Genomic DNA, 17,720 nt, shown 5'->3' with positions numbered 1-17,720 from the left:
AAAATGTTAAAATTGACTTTCTAGCGCAGGCGTCTCCGATCGACCCCGCCGAAACGGCTCTCTATGATTCTTTACCTTATGCGCCACGCCAACGCCGGTCTCCGCCGGCCAAACCCTTCCCTTGACGCCAAGCGCGCGCTCGTAAAAGACGGTAAGGATCAGTGCGTTCTCATGGCCCGCACCCTCAGCGCCTATAAGGTCCAGATCGACACTGTCGTCTCCAGCCCGCTCAAGCGCGCCCAGCAGACCGCGCAGTTCGTTGCCACCGAGCTGGGCCACGAAGCAAAGGTCGAAATCAGCACCGCGCTCGCGCCCGACGGCAAATACGCCGACTTTCAGGCTCTCCTGGCCAAGTACTCCAAAGCGGAAGGCCTCCTCGCCGTCGGCCACAATCCCAATCTCTTCGAGTTCATGGGCAAGCTCGTCACCGGCAACGGTGGCGCCAGCCTCCGTCTTCGTAAGGGAGCCATCGCCCGCATCGATCTCGACCGCCATCCGGCGCAGCTCCATTGGCTCATCGATCCGCGGCTTATCCGCAGCATCTACGCCAGCGTCGGAAAGAGCTCGCGTCCAAAGACCTCGCGGAAGTAGTCGGCCTCTTTCCGCAGCGACCAGAGCTCCAGCTCCGCGCCCGTCCGCCCCGGCCGAATCTCGAGATACACGCGCTTCGGATACATCTTCGCCGTCACCTTCAGCACGTCGCTCGCCCGATCCTGATTCAGCGCCACCGCCAGCCGCAGCAGCACCACCGCGCGGTGTACATTCCGGTGCTCGTCCGTCGGAATATTCCTCAGCGCCCGATCTTCCGGCCCCGGTCGGCTCTTGCCCTGGTATCGCGCAATGGCTGACACAATCGTCCGCTGCGTCGGCGTATATCCATACATCTCGGAGCTCGAAATGATGTACTGCGTATGCCGATGATGTCCCTGGTGGTTAATGAACTTACCCGTGTCGCGCAGCAGCGCCGCAGCCGCCAGCCAGTGCTCATAATCGCCCGGCAGCTCATGCAGGCTTTTCAGATCGCGGTACAGCTGGATCGCGTGTGCCCGCACCGGCTCTGCCTGTCGCGCGTCCACGCCGTAGCGCTTGGCCGTAGCCAGTACGCTCTCCCACCGCTCATGCTCAAACTCCACGTGGCTGCTGGCTCTCGTGTCCTGCTCAGCCAGCATCTGCGCCAGAATTCCATCTCGCAGCCCAAGCGGCGAGTAGCGAAATCCCGGCAGCACAAAGTGATCCAGCAACTCGGCATACACCTGCGCCCCGGCAATAATGATCTCCGCCCTCCGCGGTCCGATCCCCGGCATCGCCTCGCGTTCCTGCAGCGTCATCTTCGCCAGCCTGGCCGCCAGCTTTCGTACCAGCAGCGCTGGAGCCACACCGGGCCCGTGCACCAGCCTCTTCACGGACGCCTTACCCGCCTTGGCCACCGCAGCACTCGCCTCCGCCAGTGCAGCCGCCGTGCCGCTTGTAGCAATCACCAGCGAGACACGTTCGACCGTAATCTTCCGCCTCGCCCGCCGCAGCTCGCGCCCAATCAACTGCCGCATCTGCGCCAGTTCCTCAGCCGTCGGCGGATCAGTCGTCAGAAACCCTTCCGTCAGCCGCACCGCGCCTAGCGGCAGGCTCACCGTCTCCTTGACTCGCTTATGCTCGCTCAGCGTAATCTCGCAGCTTCCGCCGCCCAGGTCGACCAGCAGCACGCGGCCCGCCACACCCGGCTCCGCGCTCATAATGCCGCGATGAATCAGCCGTCCTTCTTCCAGGCCCGATATGATCTCCAGGCTCCAGCCAGTCTCAGCCTTCACCCACGCCTGAAAGGCCTCTCCGTTACGCGCATCGCGCAGCGCCGCAGTCGCCACCACACGAATTTCATCCGCAGCATGAGCCTGCACCGCTCGCTGAAATCGCTTCAGCGCGCGCAGCGTCAGCGCCATCGCCTCCGGCGAAATCAGCCCGGATTCAAACACGCTCGATCCCAGCCGTGTTACCTCGCGGTCCTCGTGCACCGTCTTAAGCTGGTGCGCGACAACCCGTGCAATCTTCAACCGGCAGGAGTTCGATCCAATATCTATCGCGGCTAATACAGGCATGAGGTCAATAGGGAGTGCTCTTCACACATGACAATACACGACCCATGTTGCAATTCTGCAACGTGCAAAACGCGACAGAAATTCAGTTCAATGGAAATCAGGGAATGGTGACATGGATCGTTGTGGTGGCTGCCACACCGAGCGGCGTATTCGGCGTAGCCTCGTTGCTCGCCGTGAGCGTGTAAGCGTATGTGCCAGGCGTCATGCCATTGCCGCCGCCAGCGCAGCCCGTGACCGCAACCGCTCCGGCAACGCCTGCCACAGCCAGCACTACCGCTGCAAGCCAGTGCGGCATCTTCCTGCGAAAACCGAACCCGATCAGCAGGCCGGCCGCAAGAATGCCGCCCGCCGGCCACACTGGTTTCGTGCGCTGCGCGGTCACCGGAACCGCCGAGCCATAGGGATAAAAATTAATGCTCCCTGTCACCGTCTGGCCAACCATTACCGGCGCAGGCGCAGTCAACGGCCCATAAACGCATGTGGGTAAATGAGCCGTCGTCGTCGGTCCGCTGTACGCGCAATTCACGGCGAGTGTTCCATCCAGGGGAATTCCGCTCACGGTGTAATGCGTTATGGCCATGCCACCACCGTTCGGCATAGTGACATTCGTAGCTGTGATTGCATACGGCACAGCCGCCATGAGCGCCCGCCCGCCCAGGAGCGCAAGCAACAAAGCCACGAAAGACCCAAAACCGATGCGCCTGCAGAAAATCCGCATCACAATCACCTCTTCTGAATTTTCGGAGTGCCCCTGCCAGCTTAGACCAAAGCCACCGTTAAACGCGTACCATCCTGATAAAAAATTCACGCGGCCACGTCACAACGCAACTGTTTCCGTTCCCGTCTGAAAACCTCTCGACATATGGTAACGCCCGCGTTACCATAGCAAAGATGATTGAGGTGCGTGAGTACATTGATCAAAGCGGCCGCAATCACTATCGCACATGGCTCGCAGCCTTCGATGCGGGTATTCGGACTAGGATCGATCGGGCAGTCTTCAGATTGGGCCAGGGTAACTTCTCGATCGTAAAGCCGGAAGGTGCGGGAGTATCTGCGCTGGGGCTCGATTTCGGACCTGGATATAGGATTTACTTCGGTCAGGACGGCTCGGAAATTGTTGTCCTTCTCGCTGGTGGCACAAAGCGGCGGCAAGAAGATGATATTTTGCTGGCAAAACAGCTTTGGGATGAATACAAGAAACGTAAGAAAGGAGCGCCAAATGCCCCTCACGCGTAGTTTTCGCGAGTCCGTAATGGAAGAACTGCAGGACAAAGAATATCGCCGTGCATTCCTTCAGGGAATCATCGACGACCTGCTTACAGGCGACCTTGAATTCGCCAAAACGATGCTCCGCGAATACATCAACGGCACAGTAGGCTTCATCGCCGCAGGCAAGGCCCTCAACCGCTCGCCCAAGAGCCTCATGCGAATGCTCAGCGCCACCGGCAATCCTCAGGCGCGAAATCTCCTGGAACTGATTGCATATCTGCAAAAAGCTGACGGCATTGCATTTGAAGTCCGAGTGGTAAAAGCAAAAGCCGTCAAACGCAAAGCCGCATAAATCTTTCATAAGGCTCGCACTCCCGTCCGCCATTGCAAAACCACTCGCAGATAACCTTGTTATCCTGATAAGGCTGTACTTTTCGCAATGACCACACAATCTCTGCAAGAAAATCGAACACATTCCGGGCCTTCCCCGATTGCCGCATGGCTCTCTCTGGCGCTCATCTTCGTCGTCGTTTATTTTGCCTCCCTGTTCACCCCGCCGCTCCTCGATGACGTAGACGCCGGCCACGCTCAGGCTGCGCAATATATGGCCGAGACCGGCGACCTGGTCACGCTCCATATCAATGGCATCCGCTATCTCGAAAAGCCGCCGCTGCCCTACTGGCTCGCCGCTGGCTTCTACCGCGTCTTCGGCGAAAATGTCTTCTCCACGCACCTGTCCAACTCACTGGCCGTACTCGGCTGCGCCTGGATCGCTTATCTGTGGGCCTTTCGTGCCTGGGGTCGACGAGCGGGCTTCTACGCAGCTCTCGGCGTGCTCACCGCCGTTGGGCCATTTCTCTGGACCCGCTTCTCCATTCCTGAAGCTCTGCTGAGCTTCCTGCTGCTCTTTGCGCTCTACAGCTTCCTCTCCGGCCTTGAAAGCCAGCGCCCTATCCGCTTCTACGGCATGTGGGCCGCGCTCGCCCTCGCCACGCTCACTAAGGGCCTCATCGCGCCGGTCTTCTTCCTTGCCGCCGCTATTCCACTGCTCGCACTCAGCGGCCAGTGGCGCCGCTGGCGCAGCCTCAAGCCCTTCTCCGGCATTCTGCTGTTTCTTGTCATTGCAGCTCCGTGGCACATTCTCGCCGGGCTCGCCAACCCCACCCAGGGCCATCCCATCGGCAATCACCCCACGCCCGGCAACGTGCACGGCTTCACGTACTTTTACTTCCTCAACGAGCACGTCTTCCGATTCCTCGGCAGCCGCTGGCCGCATGACTATAACCGCATGCCCGTTGCCTGGTACTGGCTCGCCCACCTTGTCTGGCTCTTCCCCTGGAGCCTCTTTCTGCCCGCGCTCCTCGTCGTTGCATGGAAGACGCGCCGCGGTTGGCTCCAGCATCTGCGCCGCGATGCCGGCCAGACTGTCGATTTTTATCTCGACAATGCCGCCCGCGAGGACGTAGCCACCTACGTCGCTCGGCTCAAGTTCCGCGTCCGCACCAACTGGCTTCTCGGCCTCTACGCGGCCTTTATCCTGCTCTTCTTCTCGCTCTCAACGAATCAGGAGTACTACACCTTCCCGGCATGGCCTGCGCTCTTCATCCTCATCGCAGGTCTCCTGGCCAACACCGAGGAGCGCCGCGACCCCACCGGCGGTGACAAAGGCCGCCCCATGCTCTCGCTCACATGGCTCACCGGCGCACAGGCTGTTTTCGCCATTGTCGGCGTGCTGGCAGCGCTGGCGCTCAGCTGGGGACTCTGGGAGTCGCGTCATCTTCCCTTCGTTGCCGACATCGGAACACTACTCGCTCACCGCGACGTAGGCGATTACACACTCGCTACCTCGCACTTCTTCGATCTCACCGGCCCTTCGTTCGCAGCGCTCCGCCTGCCCGCCTTTCTGGCCGCGATAACGCTGCTGATCGGCCCGGCTGTGAGCTGGTGGCTGCGCCTCAGGCGCAAACATCTCGCCGCCACCACAGCCCTCGCTCTCACCTCAGCCATCTTTCTCGTCGCCGCACATATCGCATTCGCGCGCTTTGAGCCCATGCTCAGCTCCAGGCAGCTAGCCGATACCATCCTCGCCAAGGGTTCGCCCGCAGACACGCTCATCATCTACCACGACCAGTCCGACGCCTCGTCCGTCATCTTCTACACGCATAATTTCTTCAGGAAGCCCGCCGATATCGTCATGCAGCCTTGCTCGCAATTCGGTGAAGGCTCATCGCTTCTATGGGGCTCCTGCTGGCCGGACGCGCCGAAGATCTTCCTCACCGAAGACCAGCTCCGTCAACAATGGGGCACAGGCGAACGCAAATGGCTCTTCGCACAGGACACCAATCAGCCCAAAGTGCAGCAGCTTCTAGCCGGCCGCCTCTATCCCGTCCAGTCCATCGCCGACAAAGCGCTCTGGACCGATAGGCCACTCTCCGCACAGCCCGAAAAATAAATCTCAAAACTGTGGAAAACCCTTGCGTAGAATTACGGGGATTTATGCCATAGTAAGAATCAGCAGACAAAACAGCCCGATTCTCCGGAATCGGGCTGTTGCATTTTCCGTAAAAAATTCGTTTTCGGCTTTTTCCCTCACGGATTTTGTAAATCTGCAATGTTGCAAGCCGGAAAATCCTCCCAATCGAGGCACCCCCACCCCTCCCCCTCGCATTTCGAACGGGAAAATCATCGTAAATGATTATATATAAATGATTTACCGATAATTTAACTCTGAAAAATATCGACGCAAAATAGGGGAAAAATCGAAGCGGGAGTCCCGAAGCATCAACCCCATAAAGCAGATCCCATCGAGTACCATGTCCCCATGTCCGCTTACTTCCTTTTCAAGACCGAACCCGAGGTCTACTCCTTCGACGACTTCCTCCGCGACCAGGAAACCATCTGGGACGGCGTCACCAACCCCACCGCCGTCAAGCATCTGCGCGAAATGAAAGCCGGAACGAAGTGGATCTTCTACCACACCGGCGAAGAGCGCACCGCCGTAGGCACCGCCACAGTCGTCAGCGTCGACCCAACCGACCCCAAGGTCCCTGTGGTCAAAGTCAAAGTAGGCAAGCGCCTCAAGACGCCGAAAACACTAGCCACCATCAAAGCCGAGCCACTCTTCAAAGACTCACCGCTCGTCATAATCGGCCGTCTATCCGTAGTGCCGCTGACTACCGAGCAGTGGAACTGGTTCATTGCTTGACTTCCAGTATTGTATATACAATACTGTAGATACAGGAGAGCCACTTGCACTGGACCTGGGACACCAAAAAAGCAACACAGAACCTGAAGAAGCACAAAGTAAGTTTTAAATTGGCCGAATATGCACTGGACGATCCGTTCGCGATGACATATCCGAATCCGTATCCATAGGAAACGCGGTGGACAACACTATGCTCGCCATCACCCGATGGCCGTCTGGTTCTCTATGTCGTTCACACATGGCCGAATGACGAAGGCGAACCCGGAAGAATTATCAGTGCGAGACAGGCAACAAGCCGGGAGAAACTTGCATATGAAGAAAGATAATCGCAAACCATTGACAAAAAAGCTGCAGATGGAGCTCGATGCGCTTGCGGCAATGCCTGAGAGTGAAATAGACACCTCCGAGATGCCGGAGATTACGAATTGGAGCGAAGGCGTTCGCAGCGCGCTCTTCCGCCCAATTAAGAAACCACTTTCTCTGCGCATTGACGCCGATATTATCGACTGGTTCCAGAAACAGGGTACTGGCTATCAAACGCGCATGAATACAGCGCTTCGCGAATATGTCAAACAGCATCAAGGGCATGCTTGAAAACACGAGGATTTTTACGAATGGCAAGCCATATAAGCCAGACGGTGGGAGCACTGCAGAGTTACAACCCACAATCTATCCACTGCCCTGCTTACGGAAATCATTTAGCCAGCCAACCCTTCGTATTCAGCAACTGTCGCTGATCCAGCGCCCAAACCTTGCCCGTCATCTCATCCGCAGCCTTACCCTCGCGGGCGCACTTGTCGAACTCCTGCTGCACAGCCATCATCTTCGCGTCGAAATCGTCCACGAAGCTCAATGCCAGCGCCTCAGGAATCATCGGCAGCTTCGGCGAACCAAATTCAAGCTTGCCATGATGGGACAGGATCAGATGCAGCACCAGCGTCCGCAGCCGAGGCGGAAAATCGGCTAGCGTATCCATCGTCTTCGCCGCCAGCTCATATCCCATCTGGATATGGCCTAGCAGCACGCCCTCCACCGTGTACTCGAAGCCCGACTCCCAGGCCAGCTCCTGAACCTTGCCGATATCATGCAGAATCACGCCCGTCAGCACCAGATCACGATTCAGTATCGGGTAATTTGGAATCACGCGATCAGCCAGCCTCAGCAAGCTCACCACATGTTCCAGCAGCCCGCCCAGCCACGCATGATGCAACTGCTTGGCCGCAGGAGCCTCGCGATATTTGCCGCCGATCCGCTCATCATGGATCAGAGTCTCAATCAGCAGCTTCAGATGCGGCTCCGTAAAGCTCGCCACAAAGCCCTCGAGCTCAGCCCAAAGCGCCGCCACATCGTACGTCGTCGTCGGCAGGTAGTCGGCTTTATCAACCTCGTCCGGCTTAGCCACACGAAGCTTATCGACCTTCAGCTGCGGCTTGTCGTTGAAAGGGCTATACGCGCCGCGTATCTTTACGATTTCGCCCTTCTCGAACTCCTTGATCTCCGGGTCGGCAGGGCTCCAGATACGGCCATCCACGTCGCCCGATTTATCCGCGAGCCGTACGGAGAAGTAAGAGCTTCCGGTTTTACCCGTACGCTGCTGCTTTTCAAGAACGAGGAAAAAACCTTCGACGGAATCTCCCTCGCGCATCGAAGTCAGATCGGAAACAAACAATGTCTTCATCTTTACGGAAGGATAAAGCACAAGACCGGTCTCGGACAGCGTGTCACAAAAAGCAAAGGCCCTCAGCGCACTGAGGGCCTTTGCCGCACGTTTGCTTTTATTGTTGCGGTTGCGGTGCTGGAGTTTGCGGTTGTGGTGCCGGTGCCGGAGCTTGGGCTGGCGGCTGCTGTGCAGCAGGTGCACCCTGTGCCTGCGGAATCGGCGTGGGCTGCGCAGGCTCGCCGCTCTTTTGCGCATCATCCGGCTTCCGCTGGCTGAAGCGCGTCTTCTCGCCCGTTGTAGCGTTGTCCTTCTTCTTCTTGGCGTCAGTAGCGCCACCCAGGCCAAGCGGCTGCGACTGCGTCTGGCGATCTGCAACCTCGCTCGCTTCTGCCGGCGCAGGAGTCTGCGCGTCTTTCAGAGATGTCGCAGTTGGCTTAGGCTGCTTCGGCTGCTTCGCGCGCTCACTGAAGCGCGACTTCTTCTGCGGCGCAGCCTGTTCCAGCGGATTGTCCGGCTCGGTATTCTGCGCCACCTGCGTGCCTGCTGTCGCCGTGGCTGCCGTTGCTCCCGAAGCTCCATTTGCATCTTCTGTCGGAGTTGCTGTAGCAGCTGTAGGCAGCGTCTTCGTCGGAGCCTTGCCGAAGCGAATCTTTTCCTTCTTACCCGGCTTCTCGGCAGCTTGCGTGGTCTTCTTCGCGGCTGCGGGAGTAGTCGTAGTCGTGGTTGCGGAAACATTCACGACCTGCGGCGACTTTTCGCGGAAATGCGCGTTCTCGCGGAACCGCGTGCGCTCCACCTTCTTCTTTTTCTTCGGAGCCGGTGGAGTATATGTCGAGTAAGCGATAGGGTTAATCCGCTTGTTCGTCGTCGCGCCCGTGTCGTCGTAGCCTGGCTTGATGGTGACGTAGGAGTCCTCGCGCATCTTGGTCAGATATTCGCGCATGGCCGGCTCCATCTTGGTCATGTAATAGGCTTCTTCTACCTGACCCTGAACGTCTTTAAACTCCGGTGCTCCCCCCGTGTGGTGTTGCGTGACCTTCAGAATCACATAACCCTGACGTGTCCGAATCGGCTCGGTGTACTGCCCCGCATTCAGGCCGAAGGTTGCATCTTCCAGCACTTTGGCCAGCGCGCCGCGCTTGTACTCACCCAGCTCGCCGCCTTCGCCCGCCGTCTGCCCATCGCTTGAAGTGCGCGCCAGCTGCGCAAAATCAGCGCCGCCCTTCAGCTTGGCCTCAATATCATCCGCCTTGGCCTTGGCTGCTGCTGTCTTCGCCTCGTCCGCATCGCCGGTGCCGGTCGAAACCAGAATCTCGTTCAGATGTACGCTCTCCGGCTGCACATAATCCTGCTTGTGCTCCTCAAAGTAGCGCTGTGCCTCACCCGGTGTAACGTTGATGCGCCGGCCCACCTCGTCACGCATCACCTGCTGCGTAATGATCTGGTTGCGAATATTCGCCTTGAAATCCTCAAAAGAAACGCCCTGCTCCTGAGCCGCCTTCGCCAGGTCATCCATCGAACCCAGGTTGTACTGCTTGCGAATCTCGTTCAGCCGGTTGACCAGCTCCGTGTCGCCGGTAACTCCCAGTTCCTTGCCCTTGGAGAGCCAAAGCTGCTGGTCGACCAGATTGCGCAGCAGATCCTTATGCGCCTCTGAGAGCTGCTGCATGGTCATCCCACGCTGGCGGCCTTCATCGTCCAGTTCCTTCATCGCGCGGTCATAGTCAGAGCGCGTAATGATCTGGTCGTTCACGCGGGCGATAATCTCTTCCACGGTCGCGCCGCCATAAGGGCTGGCCGGCTCGGCAACGGGTTTGGCCTGCGAAAAGGCCGGAACAGCGAGCAGCATGGCGCCAACCATGGAGAGCATGGACGCAGACACCGCGGGAGTACGAAGCAATCTCAATGTCATCATTCGGCACATAACAGGCACAGATGGAATCACCTGTCTTATAGACGTCATTGTAAATGCCGGGAGAGCCATCCGCGGAGCAGAATCGGCAATAGGCAGACCCTGGCCCGCATATATTCCAAAATCTGTTTGGAACGCGTATTGCTAACCGCCGCACCCGCCGCGGCGTCCATAAAGCCGGTGCTATACTTTAGCTCACGGCTCATGCTGTGGCGGGCCATATCGTGGCTCGCGCCTCAGCCTGCGCCCGGAGGTTCCAGCTGCATATGACTCCCCGCGCCCGCCGCGCACTTTTCTTCCTCGTCCTTTTCTTCGCCGTCATGGCCGTTGCCGGCTCCGTGCTGCAGCGCAAGGTCGGCGCGCAATCCTCAGAGGATGAAAGCCAGATCCGCGACAGCCTCAAGACCTTCACCAATGTCTACTCTCTCGTGGAGCAGAACTACGCCGAACCCATCACTGGCGACAAGGCGGATGCTGCCATCTACGACGGTGCCATCCCCGGCATGTTGCGAACCCTCGATCCGCATTCCAATTTCTATGATCCCAAGTCCTACGCCAAGATGCGCGAGGATCAGCGCGGCCATTATTACGGTGTCGGTATGTTGATCCAGCAGCAGCGTGATCCGAAAACCGGCAAGGATCAGGTCGTCGTCATCACGCCGTATGAAGGCACTCCCTCCTTCCGCGCCGGCATCCGCCCGGCCGACGTCATCGTCTCCGTGGATGGCAAGCCTGTCACCGTTGGCCCGGATGGCAATGACCCCAACATCATCAACAACTCCGACTCCGTGGCCAAAAATCTTAAGGGCCCCAAAGGCACGCATGTGCAGGTCAGCATGTCGCGCGCCGGCCAGCCCAAGCCGCTAGTCTTCGATCTCGTCCGGGACGAGATTCCGCATCCCTCCGTCGATCTCAAGTATGAAATCCGCCCAGGCGTCGGTTACGTCCACCTCACGCAGTTCATGGAAACCAGCGCACAGGAAGTCGATGACGCCGTCGATGGCTTCAGCAACCTGAAGGGACTCGTTCTTGACCTGCGTGGAAATCCCGGCGGCCTGCTCAGCCAGGCGGTCGAGATCTGTGATCACCTGCTCGCCAAGGGTCAGACGATTGTTTCGCAGCGCGGACGCGCCTATCCCGATCAGAACTACACCGCAACACATGGCAACGGCGGCAAGACATTCCCAATCGTTGTTCTCGTCAATCGCAACACCGCGTCAGCCGCGGAGATTGTCTCTGGTGCGCTGCAGGATCATGACCGCGCTCTCATCGTTGGCGAAACCACCTTCGGCAAGGGTCTGGTGCAGACCGTGTACAACCTGAGCGAGAACACCGGCCTTGCGCTGACCACGTATCACTACTACACGCCATCCGGCCGCCTCATCCAGCGCAACTACGAAGGCGTTTCGCTCTACGATTACTACTACAATCATGCCGGCGCCGCCGACGGCAACAATCGCGAAGTGAAGATGACCGATGCTGGCCGCACCGTCTATGGCGGAGGCGGAATCACTCCTGACGAGAAGGTTGAAACGCCCAAGTCCAACCACTTCCAGGACGAGGTTTTGTATCACAACGCCTTCTTCCACTACGCGCCGTTCTACTTCTCCACCCACGCCTCCGTCGACCGCAGCTTCCAGGTAGACGATTCCGTGATCACCAGCTTCAAGCAGTACCTCACCAATGAAGGCGTGCAGTATACGGACAAAGACATCGCCGACAATCTGGACTGGATCAAGGTCAATATCAAGGACGGCGTTCTAGGCAGCCAGTTCGGCTCCGTTGCCGGCCTGCGCGTTCTCGCAGACTGGGATCCGATGATTCAGAAGGCGCTCACCTTCTTGCCTGAAGCGCAGTCGCTTGAAGACACCGCTCACAAGGTGCTGACACAAAAGGCCCAGGCGCGCAACGAAACTCCTGCCGCCACGGGTGCCCAGCGCTAATCACACATACGTCGCAAAGCAAAACGGACCGGCAATCGCCGGTCCGTTTTGCTTTGCTGCAGGATTTCTCTCACTGCTCGTCGTTATAAATCCCCACAGTAATCTTTCCGCCCTCCGCCAACCGAGCACGAAACATTCCCGGCGTATTAAAGCTGAACGCCGTCTGTCCGTCAGGCGTAAGCGCAATCACACCGCCGTCTCCATGCAGCGCCTCCAACTCATGATGAATCACCTCATCGGCCGCGTCCTGTATCTTCATTCCCTTGAACCGCACAAGGTTGCAAATCTCCCGCGCTACGCCCAGCCGGATAAAGTATTCGCCCGACCCCGTCGCAGAAACTGCGCATGATTGATTCGACGCATACGTCCCCGCCCCAATAATCGGCGAGTCGCCCACACGCCCCGGCATCTTGCCTTGCAATCCGCCTGTCGAAGTTCCTGCGGCAAGGTTGCCGTTACGGTCGAGCACCACAACACCCGTTGTCCCATGGCTGCGCGGGTCCGCCGCCTCGTCATAGTAGAACGCAACCGGTACTGTCTTGCCCGGCTCCGGCGGCACGCCCTCAGGCCGTGGAGGAATCGGCTTACCCTCTTTGGCAAGCTGCTTCACCAGCGCCTGCCACCGCGACTCCGTAAAAAACCAGCTCGGAGGCTCCTGCTTCAGCCCCTGCTTCGCTCCAAAGTTGTCCGCACCAGGGCCAACCATCATCACATACGGCGACTTATCCATCACCGCCCGCGCCAGGCTGATCGGATGCCGCGTCTTGGTCACACCCGCTACTGCGCCGGCCTTCAACGTAGCGCCATCCATGATCGAGGAGTCCATCTCATTCTTGCCTTCTGCAGTAAATACCGCTCCGCGCCCCGCATTAAACAACGGATCATCCTCCAGCACATGCAGCGTAGCCTCAACCGCATCCAGAGCAGTGCCGCCCGCGTCAAGAATCTTTGCGCCCGCCATCGTGGCCTCTGTCAGGCTCTTGCGATACGCCTTGTCACCCTCCGGCCCCAGCGCCACGCGTTCAATCACACCCGCGCCGCCATGCACCACAATCGTCCACTTATGCGTTGCCGCCTGCTGCGCTCCTGCTGCCGTACAAACCGCCATCGTCGCCACTGCCAGCCAGAATCGTTTCATCGCGCGTATTCCCTTCACATTTATTTTTATCCATCCTACTATCGCATTTACCATCGCAGCCATGACTCGCCGTATCTTGCCCCACTTTGCTCGCGCACTTTTTACCGGCGCTTTCTTCGCCTCCTGTTGTCTGGTCAACGCACAATCCGCGCCCATTCCAGTCAAGGTTGTCATCGTCGCCATGTTTGAGCTCGGCGAGGACACAGGAGACAAGCCCGGCGAATTGCAGTACTGGGTGGAGCGCGATCATCTCGACCATATCTATCCGCTCCCTGCCGCCTATCACGCCGCGCGCATGAATGACCGCGGTGAAATGGCCATCCTCACCGGCCAGGGAACAGCCTCTGCAGCCTCAACAATCATGGCCCTGGGTCTTGACCCACGCTTTGACTTCTCCCATGCCTACTGGATCATCGCAGGCATCGCCGGCGGCAGCCCCGATCGCATCTCTCTCGGCTCAGCCGCATGGGCGCGTTGGGTCATTGATGGAGATCTCGCCTATGAGATCGACGCGCGTGAGATTCCACCTGACTGGTCTACCGGCTTCATTCCTCTCCGCAAGACGCGTCCCTTCGAACAGCCCGCCGTCGCTCTTCCCGGTCAGCTCTACGAGCTCAACGCGGGCCTCGCCGAGTGGGCCTTCACCCTCACCAAAGACACTCCACTCGCTGACTCCGATAAGCTCAAACAGGTTCGCTCAAATTTTGACGGAGCCGCCGCGCAGAAACCTCCCTTCGTCACCCTCGGCGACGAAGTCTCATCCTCCACCTACTGGCACGGCAAGCTCTTTGACGCATGGGCCGCTGAATGGACCCGCTACTTCACCGCCGACAAAGGCAACTTCGCCACCACCGCCATGGAAGACACCGGCACACTTCAATCGCTCCATTTCCTTGCCAACGCGGGCCGCATCGATTTGTCGCGTATCCTCGTCCTCCGCACCGTCAGCAACTTCGATCGCCAGCCCCGCGGCATGACCGCGTCGGAGAGCCTCGCCGAGCAACGCGTCGGAACCTACAGCGCCTATCTCCCCTCGCTTGAAGCCGCGTACGTCGTCGGCCACACCGTCGTGAATGAGCTACTAACCAACTGGTCGAAATACGCAGTTGCTTTGCCGCAGCAATCACATCCTTAATCGAATCCACATCCGCCGTCTGCCAAGGACCTTGGCGAATGTCACCCGCATACGCAACAATGCTTGGGTTCTACAATTCAACGTTTAACGCAAGGACAACCGCGCATGCACTCTGTCTGGTTCGGCGAATTTCTAGGCACGCTGGTTCTCATTCTGCTCGGCAACGGCGTCAACGCCGGCGTCACCCTCCGCAAGTCGTACGCCGCTGACTCAGGCTGGATAGTCGTCACCACCGGCTGGGGAATCGCTGTACTTTGCGGTGTCCTCGTCGCGCAGGCATGCGGCAGTGGGTTCGCACATCTCAATCCCGCCATCTCGCTCGCATCCGCCGTCCGCGCAGGAGACTTCTCTCAGCTTCTCTCACTCTGGTCCGCGCAGATGCTTGGCGCCATCGCCGGTTCCGCGCTCATGGCGCTTCACTACGGGCCGCACTGGAGCCACACGCCCGATCAGTCTGCGAAGCTCGGCATCTTCTGCACCGCTCCCGCCGTCAAAGCCACGCCCTTCAATCTCCTCAGCGAAATCATCGGCACCGCGGTGCTCATCATCGTCGCGGCAGCCATCTCTTCGCGCGGAGTCGCTACCAACGGTCCCGCAGCAGGAGTCGGGCAATGGCTCGTCGCCAGCCTTGTCTGGGGAATCGGTCTCTCGCTCGGCGGCACCACGGGCTACGCCATCAATCCCGCGCGTGATCTCGGTCCTCGACTCGTGCACGCACTCGCGCCCATCCCCGACAAAGGCGGATCGAACTGGAGCTACGCACCCATTCCAGTCCTCGGCCCACTCATCGGCGGCGCACTCGCAGGCTTCTTCCTACGCTTCGCTAATTTCTAACGGCACTTACTCAAGAAACGATCCCACCACAGCCAACGCCGCAATCGCTGCAGTCTCCGCACGCAGAATCCGCGGTCCAAGCGAAGCCGCGCGCCAGCCATTCGCATCAAACAGCGCTTCTTCCTCCGGAGCCCATCCGCCTTCAGGACCAAAGGCCAGCTCCAGCTTCGGCATCTCGTTGCTAGACGCACTCATCGCCTCTGCGAGTACCGAGCGCAGCGTCACACCGCGCTCCTGCTCCGCCAGCACAATGCGCATCCCATCATCCCCAGCAGCTTTCACTCGCTCTGCCAGCGGCTGTGGCTCCAGTATCAGCGGCACATCTGATCGCCGCGACTGCTTCGCCGCCTCATGCACAATCCTCCGCCACCGCTCCACGCGCTTCGCCGCAGCCTGCGCCAGGTGCTTCTCCGTCCTCCGCGCAATCACCGGCGCAATCGTTGTCACGCCCAGCTCCGTCGCCTTCTCAATGCCCCACTCCATGTGGTCAAACTTGAAGATCGAAATCACCAGCGTAATCGGCAGAGCCGGATCAGCCTCCAGTTCCGCAAGCAGATTGAAGCGAACCTCTTCTGGTGAAACCGCTGCAATCTCCGCATGAAACACAAACCCACCCGCCACCACATCGGCTTCCATTCCAGGCTGTGCGCGCAACACCCGCGCCAGGTGTTCAGCCTGCGTTCCGGTCAGTGTGGCTGTGGCTTCATCCCAGTGCTCGGCAATCCAGCGGCGGCGTGTCATCTCGGTATCCCTTCAAACATATTGATTCTAGCGATCCGCAGGCTCTCGACTACATCTCGCGCAAAACGTTGAAGGGGACGCTTTGAGCGTCCCCTTCAACGTTGCCTTGTTGTTGAATGGTACCGATTACTTCTTCTTTGCGGCCTTCTTTGCCGCCTTCTTTGCAGGTGCCTTCTTGGCTGCCTTCTTCGTTGCCATTTGCCTATTCTCCCTTTTCGATGAGTTGCATCGATCCTGCAATGTGAATTGCAGATGAGGAATGTATAGATTCACGCAAAACAAGTGTCAAGAAAAAAACACACTAAGAGTGGAAAAAGTGGCAACAATTTTTTCTTTAGGAACACGTTGTCGATTTTGGTTGAACCTATCTTTTGCCTGCGCCGATAAATAACACTCAGACTTCTCGCAATGAATCGGCTCGCCTGCCAGCGCAAACTCCGCGACTCAGCACTCAATCACATTCAATGCAAGCCCCGCTAGACTTGTCTCCTTATAACGCGACTGCATATCCATCCCGGTCAGATACATCGTGCGGATCACCTGATCGAGCGATACCTTGTGCCCTTCATCCTCATCCATCGCCAGCCGCGCTGCATGCACCGCTTTCACCGCACCCATCGCGTTGCGCTCAATGCACGGTATCTGCACCAGACCACCAATCGGGTCGCATGTCATGCCCAGGTTATGCTCCATACCAATCTCCGCGGCATGCTCAACCTGACCATTCGTTCCGCCTAATGCAGCAACCAGGCCGCCCGCCGCCATGGAGCAGGCAACACCCACCTCACCCTGGCATCCCACCTCCGCACCACTGATCGAGGCGTTCTCTTTATAGAGAATCCCGATTGCGGCAGAGGTAAGAAAGTAGCGCAGAATTCCTTCACCATCCGCGCCCTCCACAAATTGTTCATAGTAGCGGGCCACCGCAGGAACCAAACCCGCTGCGCCATTCGTCGGCGCTGTCACCACGCGTCCGCCGGCCGCATTCTCCTCATTCACGGCCATTGCAAATACCTTTGCCCAGTCCAGCGGAGCCAGAGGATCGCCGGCCTTGCCTTCACTCTCGCGATCGCGCAGTCGTTTCGCCAGCTTGAATGCCCGGCGATTCACATTCAATCCCCCTGGCAGAATGCCTTCCGTCGCCATGCCGCGTTCCATGCAAGCCTTCATTGCCTGCCAGAGCCGCTCAATGCCCGCACGAACCTCAGCCTCGCTCGACGAAGCACATTCATTCGCCATCATCAGCTCATGAATGGCTAACTTGTTTGCTGCTGCAATCTCTAAAAGTTCGGCAGCGCTTCGGAACGGATATTTTTCTTTTCCTCTAGCGCCATCCTGTACTTCAGCAGCAGCCCCATCCTCCACAATGAACCCGCCGCCAACAGAGAAATACGTCCGCTCCTCCACCGTCGCGCCTTCCGCATTGAGAGCCGTCAACCGCAATCCATTGGGATGCTGCGTCTTCGCACCAGGCGGAAACATCGTGTCCCTGTGAAAAACAAGGTCATTAATTTCGTCGAACCCAATCGCATGAACGCCATCAAGCACGATTCGCCTGCTCGCGCGGATCGTCCCAACCGTCGCTTCCATTGCATTGGGATCAATCGTTGCCGGCTCGCTGCCCGCTAGCCCCAGCAGTACCGCGCGGTCCGTCGCGTGGCCCACTCCCGTCAGCGCCAGCGATCCATATAGATCTGCCCGCACACGCCGAACCCGCTCCAGCAATCCTCGCTCCGCCAGCCCGCGCACAAATCGGAACGACGCGCGCATCGGCCCCATCGTATGGGAACTCGAAGGACCGACGCCCACCTTGTAAAGATCAAAAAGACTTGTCGTCACAAGAGAAATTGTAG

17 protein-coding genes are annotated in these 17,720 nt (G+C 58.6%); 10 read left to right on the top strand and 7 right to left on the bottom strand.

Going from position 1 to position 17,720, the window contains the following annotated elements; genetic code table 11:
* Positions 1 to 63: 63 nt before the first annotated feature.
* Positions 64 to 591 (top strand): phosphohistidine phosphatase SixA, encoded by a 528-nt coding sequence (gene sixA / locus VO84_RS15295; RefSeq protein ID WP_058188436.1) that lies wholly within the window; start codon positions 64 to 66, stop codon positions 589 to 591.
* Here sixA and VO84_RS15290 read toward each other — a convergent pair.
* Both VO84_RS15290 and VO84_RS15285 read right to left on the bottom strand, forming a co-directional pair.
* On the bottom strand, positions 543 to 2,090 hold the full coding sequence (locus VO84_RS15290; protein ID WP_058188435.1) for a Ppx/GppA phosphatase family protein: 1,548 nt from the start codon (positions 2,088 to 2,090) through the stop codon (positions 543 to 545). The two genes, sixA and VO84_RS15290, sit on opposite strands and share 49 nt — an antisense overlap.
* A gap of 97 nt (positions 2,091 to 2,187) precedes the next feature.
* Positions 2,188 to 2,808, bottom strand: a complete 621-nt coding sequence (locus VO84_RS15285; protein WP_157439909.1) for a hypothetical protein — start codon at positions 2,806 to 2,808, stop codon at positions 2,188 to 2,190.
* 173 nt (positions 2,809 to 2,981) lie between these two features.
* Between VO84_RS15285 and VO84_RS15280 the strand changes: the two genes are divergently transcribed.
* The 6 genes from VO84_RS15280 (at position 2,982) to VO84_RS15260 (ending at position 7,098) form a co-directional block, all read left to right on the top strand.
* On the top strand, positions 2,982 to 3,326 hold the full coding sequence (locus VO84_RS15280) for a type II toxin-antitoxin system RelE/ParE family toxin (RefSeq protein WP_058188433.1): 345 nt from the start codon (positions 2,982 to 2,984) through the stop codon (positions 3,324 to 3,326).
* Positions 3,310 to 3,651: a helix-turn-helix domain-containing transcriptional regulator gene (locus tag VO84_RS15275; protein ID WP_058188432.1), complete on the top strand. Its 342-nt coding sequence runs from the start codon at positions 3,310 to 3,312 to the stop codon at positions 3,649 to 3,651. Before VO84_RS15280 ends, VO84_RS15275 begins: the two co-directional genes overlap by 17 nt.
* Positions 3,652 to 3,738: 87 nt before the next feature.
* On the top strand, positions 3,739 to 5,751 hold the full coding sequence (locus VO84_RS15270; protein ID WP_058188431.1) for an ArnT family glycosyltransferase: 2,013 nt from the start codon (positions 3,739 to 3,741) through the stop codon (positions 5,749 to 5,751).
* A 369-nt stretch (positions 5,752 to 6,120) separates the two neighbouring features.
* Positions 6,121 to 6,504, top strand: coding sequence for an EVE domain-containing protein (locus VO84_RS15265; RefSeq protein WP_058188430.1), 384 nt, complete (start codon positions 6,121 to 6,123; stop codon positions 6,502 to 6,504).
* Between the two features lie 44 nt (positions 6,505 to 6,548).
* Entirely contained in the window at positions 6,549 to 6,674 is a 126-nt protein-coding gene (locus VO84_RS23370; RefSeq protein ID WP_197414046.1) for a BrnT family toxin, read from the top strand.
* A 142-nt stretch (positions 6,675 to 6,816) separates the two neighbouring features.
* A complete protein-coding gene (locus VO84_RS15260; RefSeq protein ID WP_058188429.1) occupies positions 6,817 to 7,098 on the top strand; it encodes a BrnA antitoxin family protein in 282 nt (93 codons plus the stop codon).
* Positions 7,099 to 7,198: 100 nt separating this feature from the next.
* Here VO84_RS15260 and VO84_RS15255 read toward each other — a convergent pair whose 3' ends face one another.
* Entirely contained in the window at positions 7,199 to 8,182 is a 984-nt protein-coding gene (locus VO84_RS15255) for a 3'-5' exoribonuclease YhaM family protein (RefSeq protein ID WP_197414045.1), read from the bottom strand.
* Between the two features lie 97 nt (positions 8,183 to 8,279).
* Positions 8,280 to 10,079, bottom strand: coding sequence for a peptidylprolyl isomerase (locus VO84_RS15250; RefSeq protein WP_197414044.1), 1,800 nt, complete (start codon positions 10,077 to 10,079; stop codon positions 8,280 to 8,282).
* 263 nt (positions 10,080 to 10,342) lie between these two features.
* On the opposite strand from VO84_RS15250, the gene VO84_RS15245 reads away from it, so the two are divergent.
* Positions 10,343 to 12,019 carry a S41 family peptidase gene (locus VO84_RS15245; RefSeq protein ID WP_058188426.1) on the top strand — a complete coding sequence of 559 codons (1,677 nt, stop codon included), beginning with the start codon at positions 10,343 to 10,345 and terminating at the stop codon, positions 12,017 to 12,019.
* A gap of 70 nt (positions 12,020 to 12,089) precedes the next feature.
* Here VO84_RS15245 and VO84_RS15240 read toward each other — a convergent pair whose 3' ends face one another.
* Positions 12,090 to 13,157 carry an isoaspartyl peptidase/L-asparaginase family protein gene (locus VO84_RS15240; protein WP_058188425.1) on the bottom strand — a complete coding sequence of 356 codons (1,068 nt, stop codon included), beginning with the start codon at positions 13,155 to 13,157 and terminating at the stop codon, positions 12,090 to 12,092.
* Positions 13,158 to 13,218: 61 nt separating this feature from the next.
* Here VO84_RS15240 and VO84_RS15235 point away from each other — a divergent pair, with 61 nt between their 5' ends.
* Together VO84_RS15235 and VO84_RS15230 are read left to right on the top strand one after the other, a co-directional pair.
* Positions 13,219 to 14,292: a purine-nucleoside phosphorylase gene (locus VO84_RS15235; protein ID WP_058188424.1), complete on the top strand. Its 1,074-nt coding sequence runs from the start codon at positions 13,219 to 13,221 to the stop codon at positions 14,290 to 14,292.
* A 105-nt stretch (positions 14,293 to 14,397) separates the two neighbouring features.
* Positions 14,398 to 15,126, top strand: a complete 729-nt coding sequence (locus VO84_RS15230; protein ID WP_058188423.1) for an MIP/aquaporin family protein — start codon at positions 14,398 to 14,400, stop codon at positions 15,124 to 15,126.
* Between the two features lie 6 nt (positions 15,127 to 15,132).
* On the opposite strand, the gene VO84_RS15225 is transcribed toward VO84_RS15230, so the two are convergent.
* Both VO84_RS15225 and VO84_RS15220 read right to left on the bottom strand, forming a co-directional pair.
* Positions 15,133 to 15,867 carry a 16S rRNA (uracil(1498)-N(3))-methyltransferase gene (locus VO84_RS15225; RefSeq protein ID WP_058188422.1) on the bottom strand — a complete coding sequence of 245 codons (735 nt, stop codon included), beginning with the start codon at positions 15,865 to 15,867 and terminating at the stop codon, positions 15,133 to 15,135.
* A 444-nt stretch (positions 15,868 to 16,311) separates the two neighbouring features.
* Positions 16,312 to 17,706: an L-serine ammonia-lyase gene (locus tag VO84_RS15220; protein ID WP_082662011.1), complete on the bottom strand. Its 1,395-nt coding sequence runs from the start codon at positions 17,704 to 17,706 to the stop codon at positions 16,312 to 16,314.
* Between the last annotated feature and the right edge of the window lie 14 nt (positions 17,707 to 17,720).

Source organism: Occallatibacter gabretensis, assembly GCF_001449115.1.
GTDB classification, from domain to species: domain Bacteria; phylum Acidobacteriota; class Terriglobia; order Terriglobales; family Acidobacteriaceae; genus Telmatobacter; species Telmatobacter gabretensis.
This window is presented reverse-complemented; position numbering and strand designations above follow the sequence as displayed.

Excerpts from the sequence above, each read along its gene's own strand:
- VO84_RS15265 (WP_058188430.1), top strand. The coding sequence starts at position 6,121 with ATGTCCGCTTACTTCCTTTTCAAGACCGAACCCGAGGTCTACTCCTTC.
- VO84_RS15235 (WP_058188424.1), top strand. The coding sequence starts at position 13,219 with ATGACTCGCCGTATCTTGCCCCACTTTGCTCGCGCACTTTTTACCGGC.
- VO84_RS15225 (WP_058188422.1), bottom strand. The coding sequence starts at position 15,867 with ATGACACGCCGCCGCTGGATTGCCGAGCACTGGGATGAAGCCACAGCC.
- VO84_RS15275 (WP_058188432.1), top strand. The coding sequence starts at position 3,310 with ATGCCCCTCACGCGTAGTTTTCGCGAGTCCGTAATGGAAGAACTGCAG.
- VO84_RS15260 (WP_058188429.1), top strand. The coding sequence starts at position 6,817 with ATGAAGAAAGATAATCGCAAACCATTGACAAAAAAGCTGCAGATGGAG.
- VO84_RS15270 (WP_058188431.1), top strand. The coding sequence starts at position 3,739 with ATGACCACACAATCTCTGCAAGAAAATCGAACACATTCCGGGCCTTCC.
- VO84_RS15250 (WP_197414044.1), bottom strand. The coding sequence starts at position 10,079 with ATGATGACATTGAGATTGCTTCGTACTCCCGCGGTGTCTGCGTCCATG.
- VO84_RS15240 (WP_058188425.1), bottom strand. The coding sequence starts at position 13,157 with ATGAAACGATTCTGGCTGGCAGTGGCGACGATGGCGGTTTGTACGGCA.
- VO84_RS15255 (WP_197414045.1), bottom strand. The coding sequence starts at position 8,182 with ATGAAGACATTGTTTGTTTCCGATCTGACTTCGATGCGCGAGGGAGAT.
- sixA (WP_058188436.1), top strand. The coding sequence starts at position 64 with ATGATTCTTTACCTTATGCGCCACGCCAACGCCGGTCTCCGCCGGCCA.
- VO84_RS15290 (WP_058188435.1), bottom strand. The coding sequence starts at position 2,090 with ATGCCTGTATTAGCCGCGATAGATATTGGATCGAACTCCTGCCGGTTG.
- VO84_RS15280 (WP_058188433.1), top strand. The coding sequence starts at position 2,982 with ATGATTGAGGTGCGTGAGTACATTGATCAAAGCGGCCGCAATCACTAT.
- VO84_RS15245 (WP_058188426.1), top strand. The coding sequence starts at position 10,343 with ATGACTCCCCGCGCCCGCCGCGCACTTTTCTTCCTCGTCCTTTTCTTC.
- VO84_RS15285 (WP_157439909.1), bottom strand. The coding sequence starts at position 2,808 with ATGCGGATTTTCTGCAGGCGCATCGGTTTTGGGTCTTTCGTGGCTTTG.
- VO84_RS15230 (WP_058188423.1), top strand. The coding sequence starts at position 14,398 with ATGCACTCTGTCTGGTTCGGCGAATTTCTAGGCACGCTGGTTCTCATT.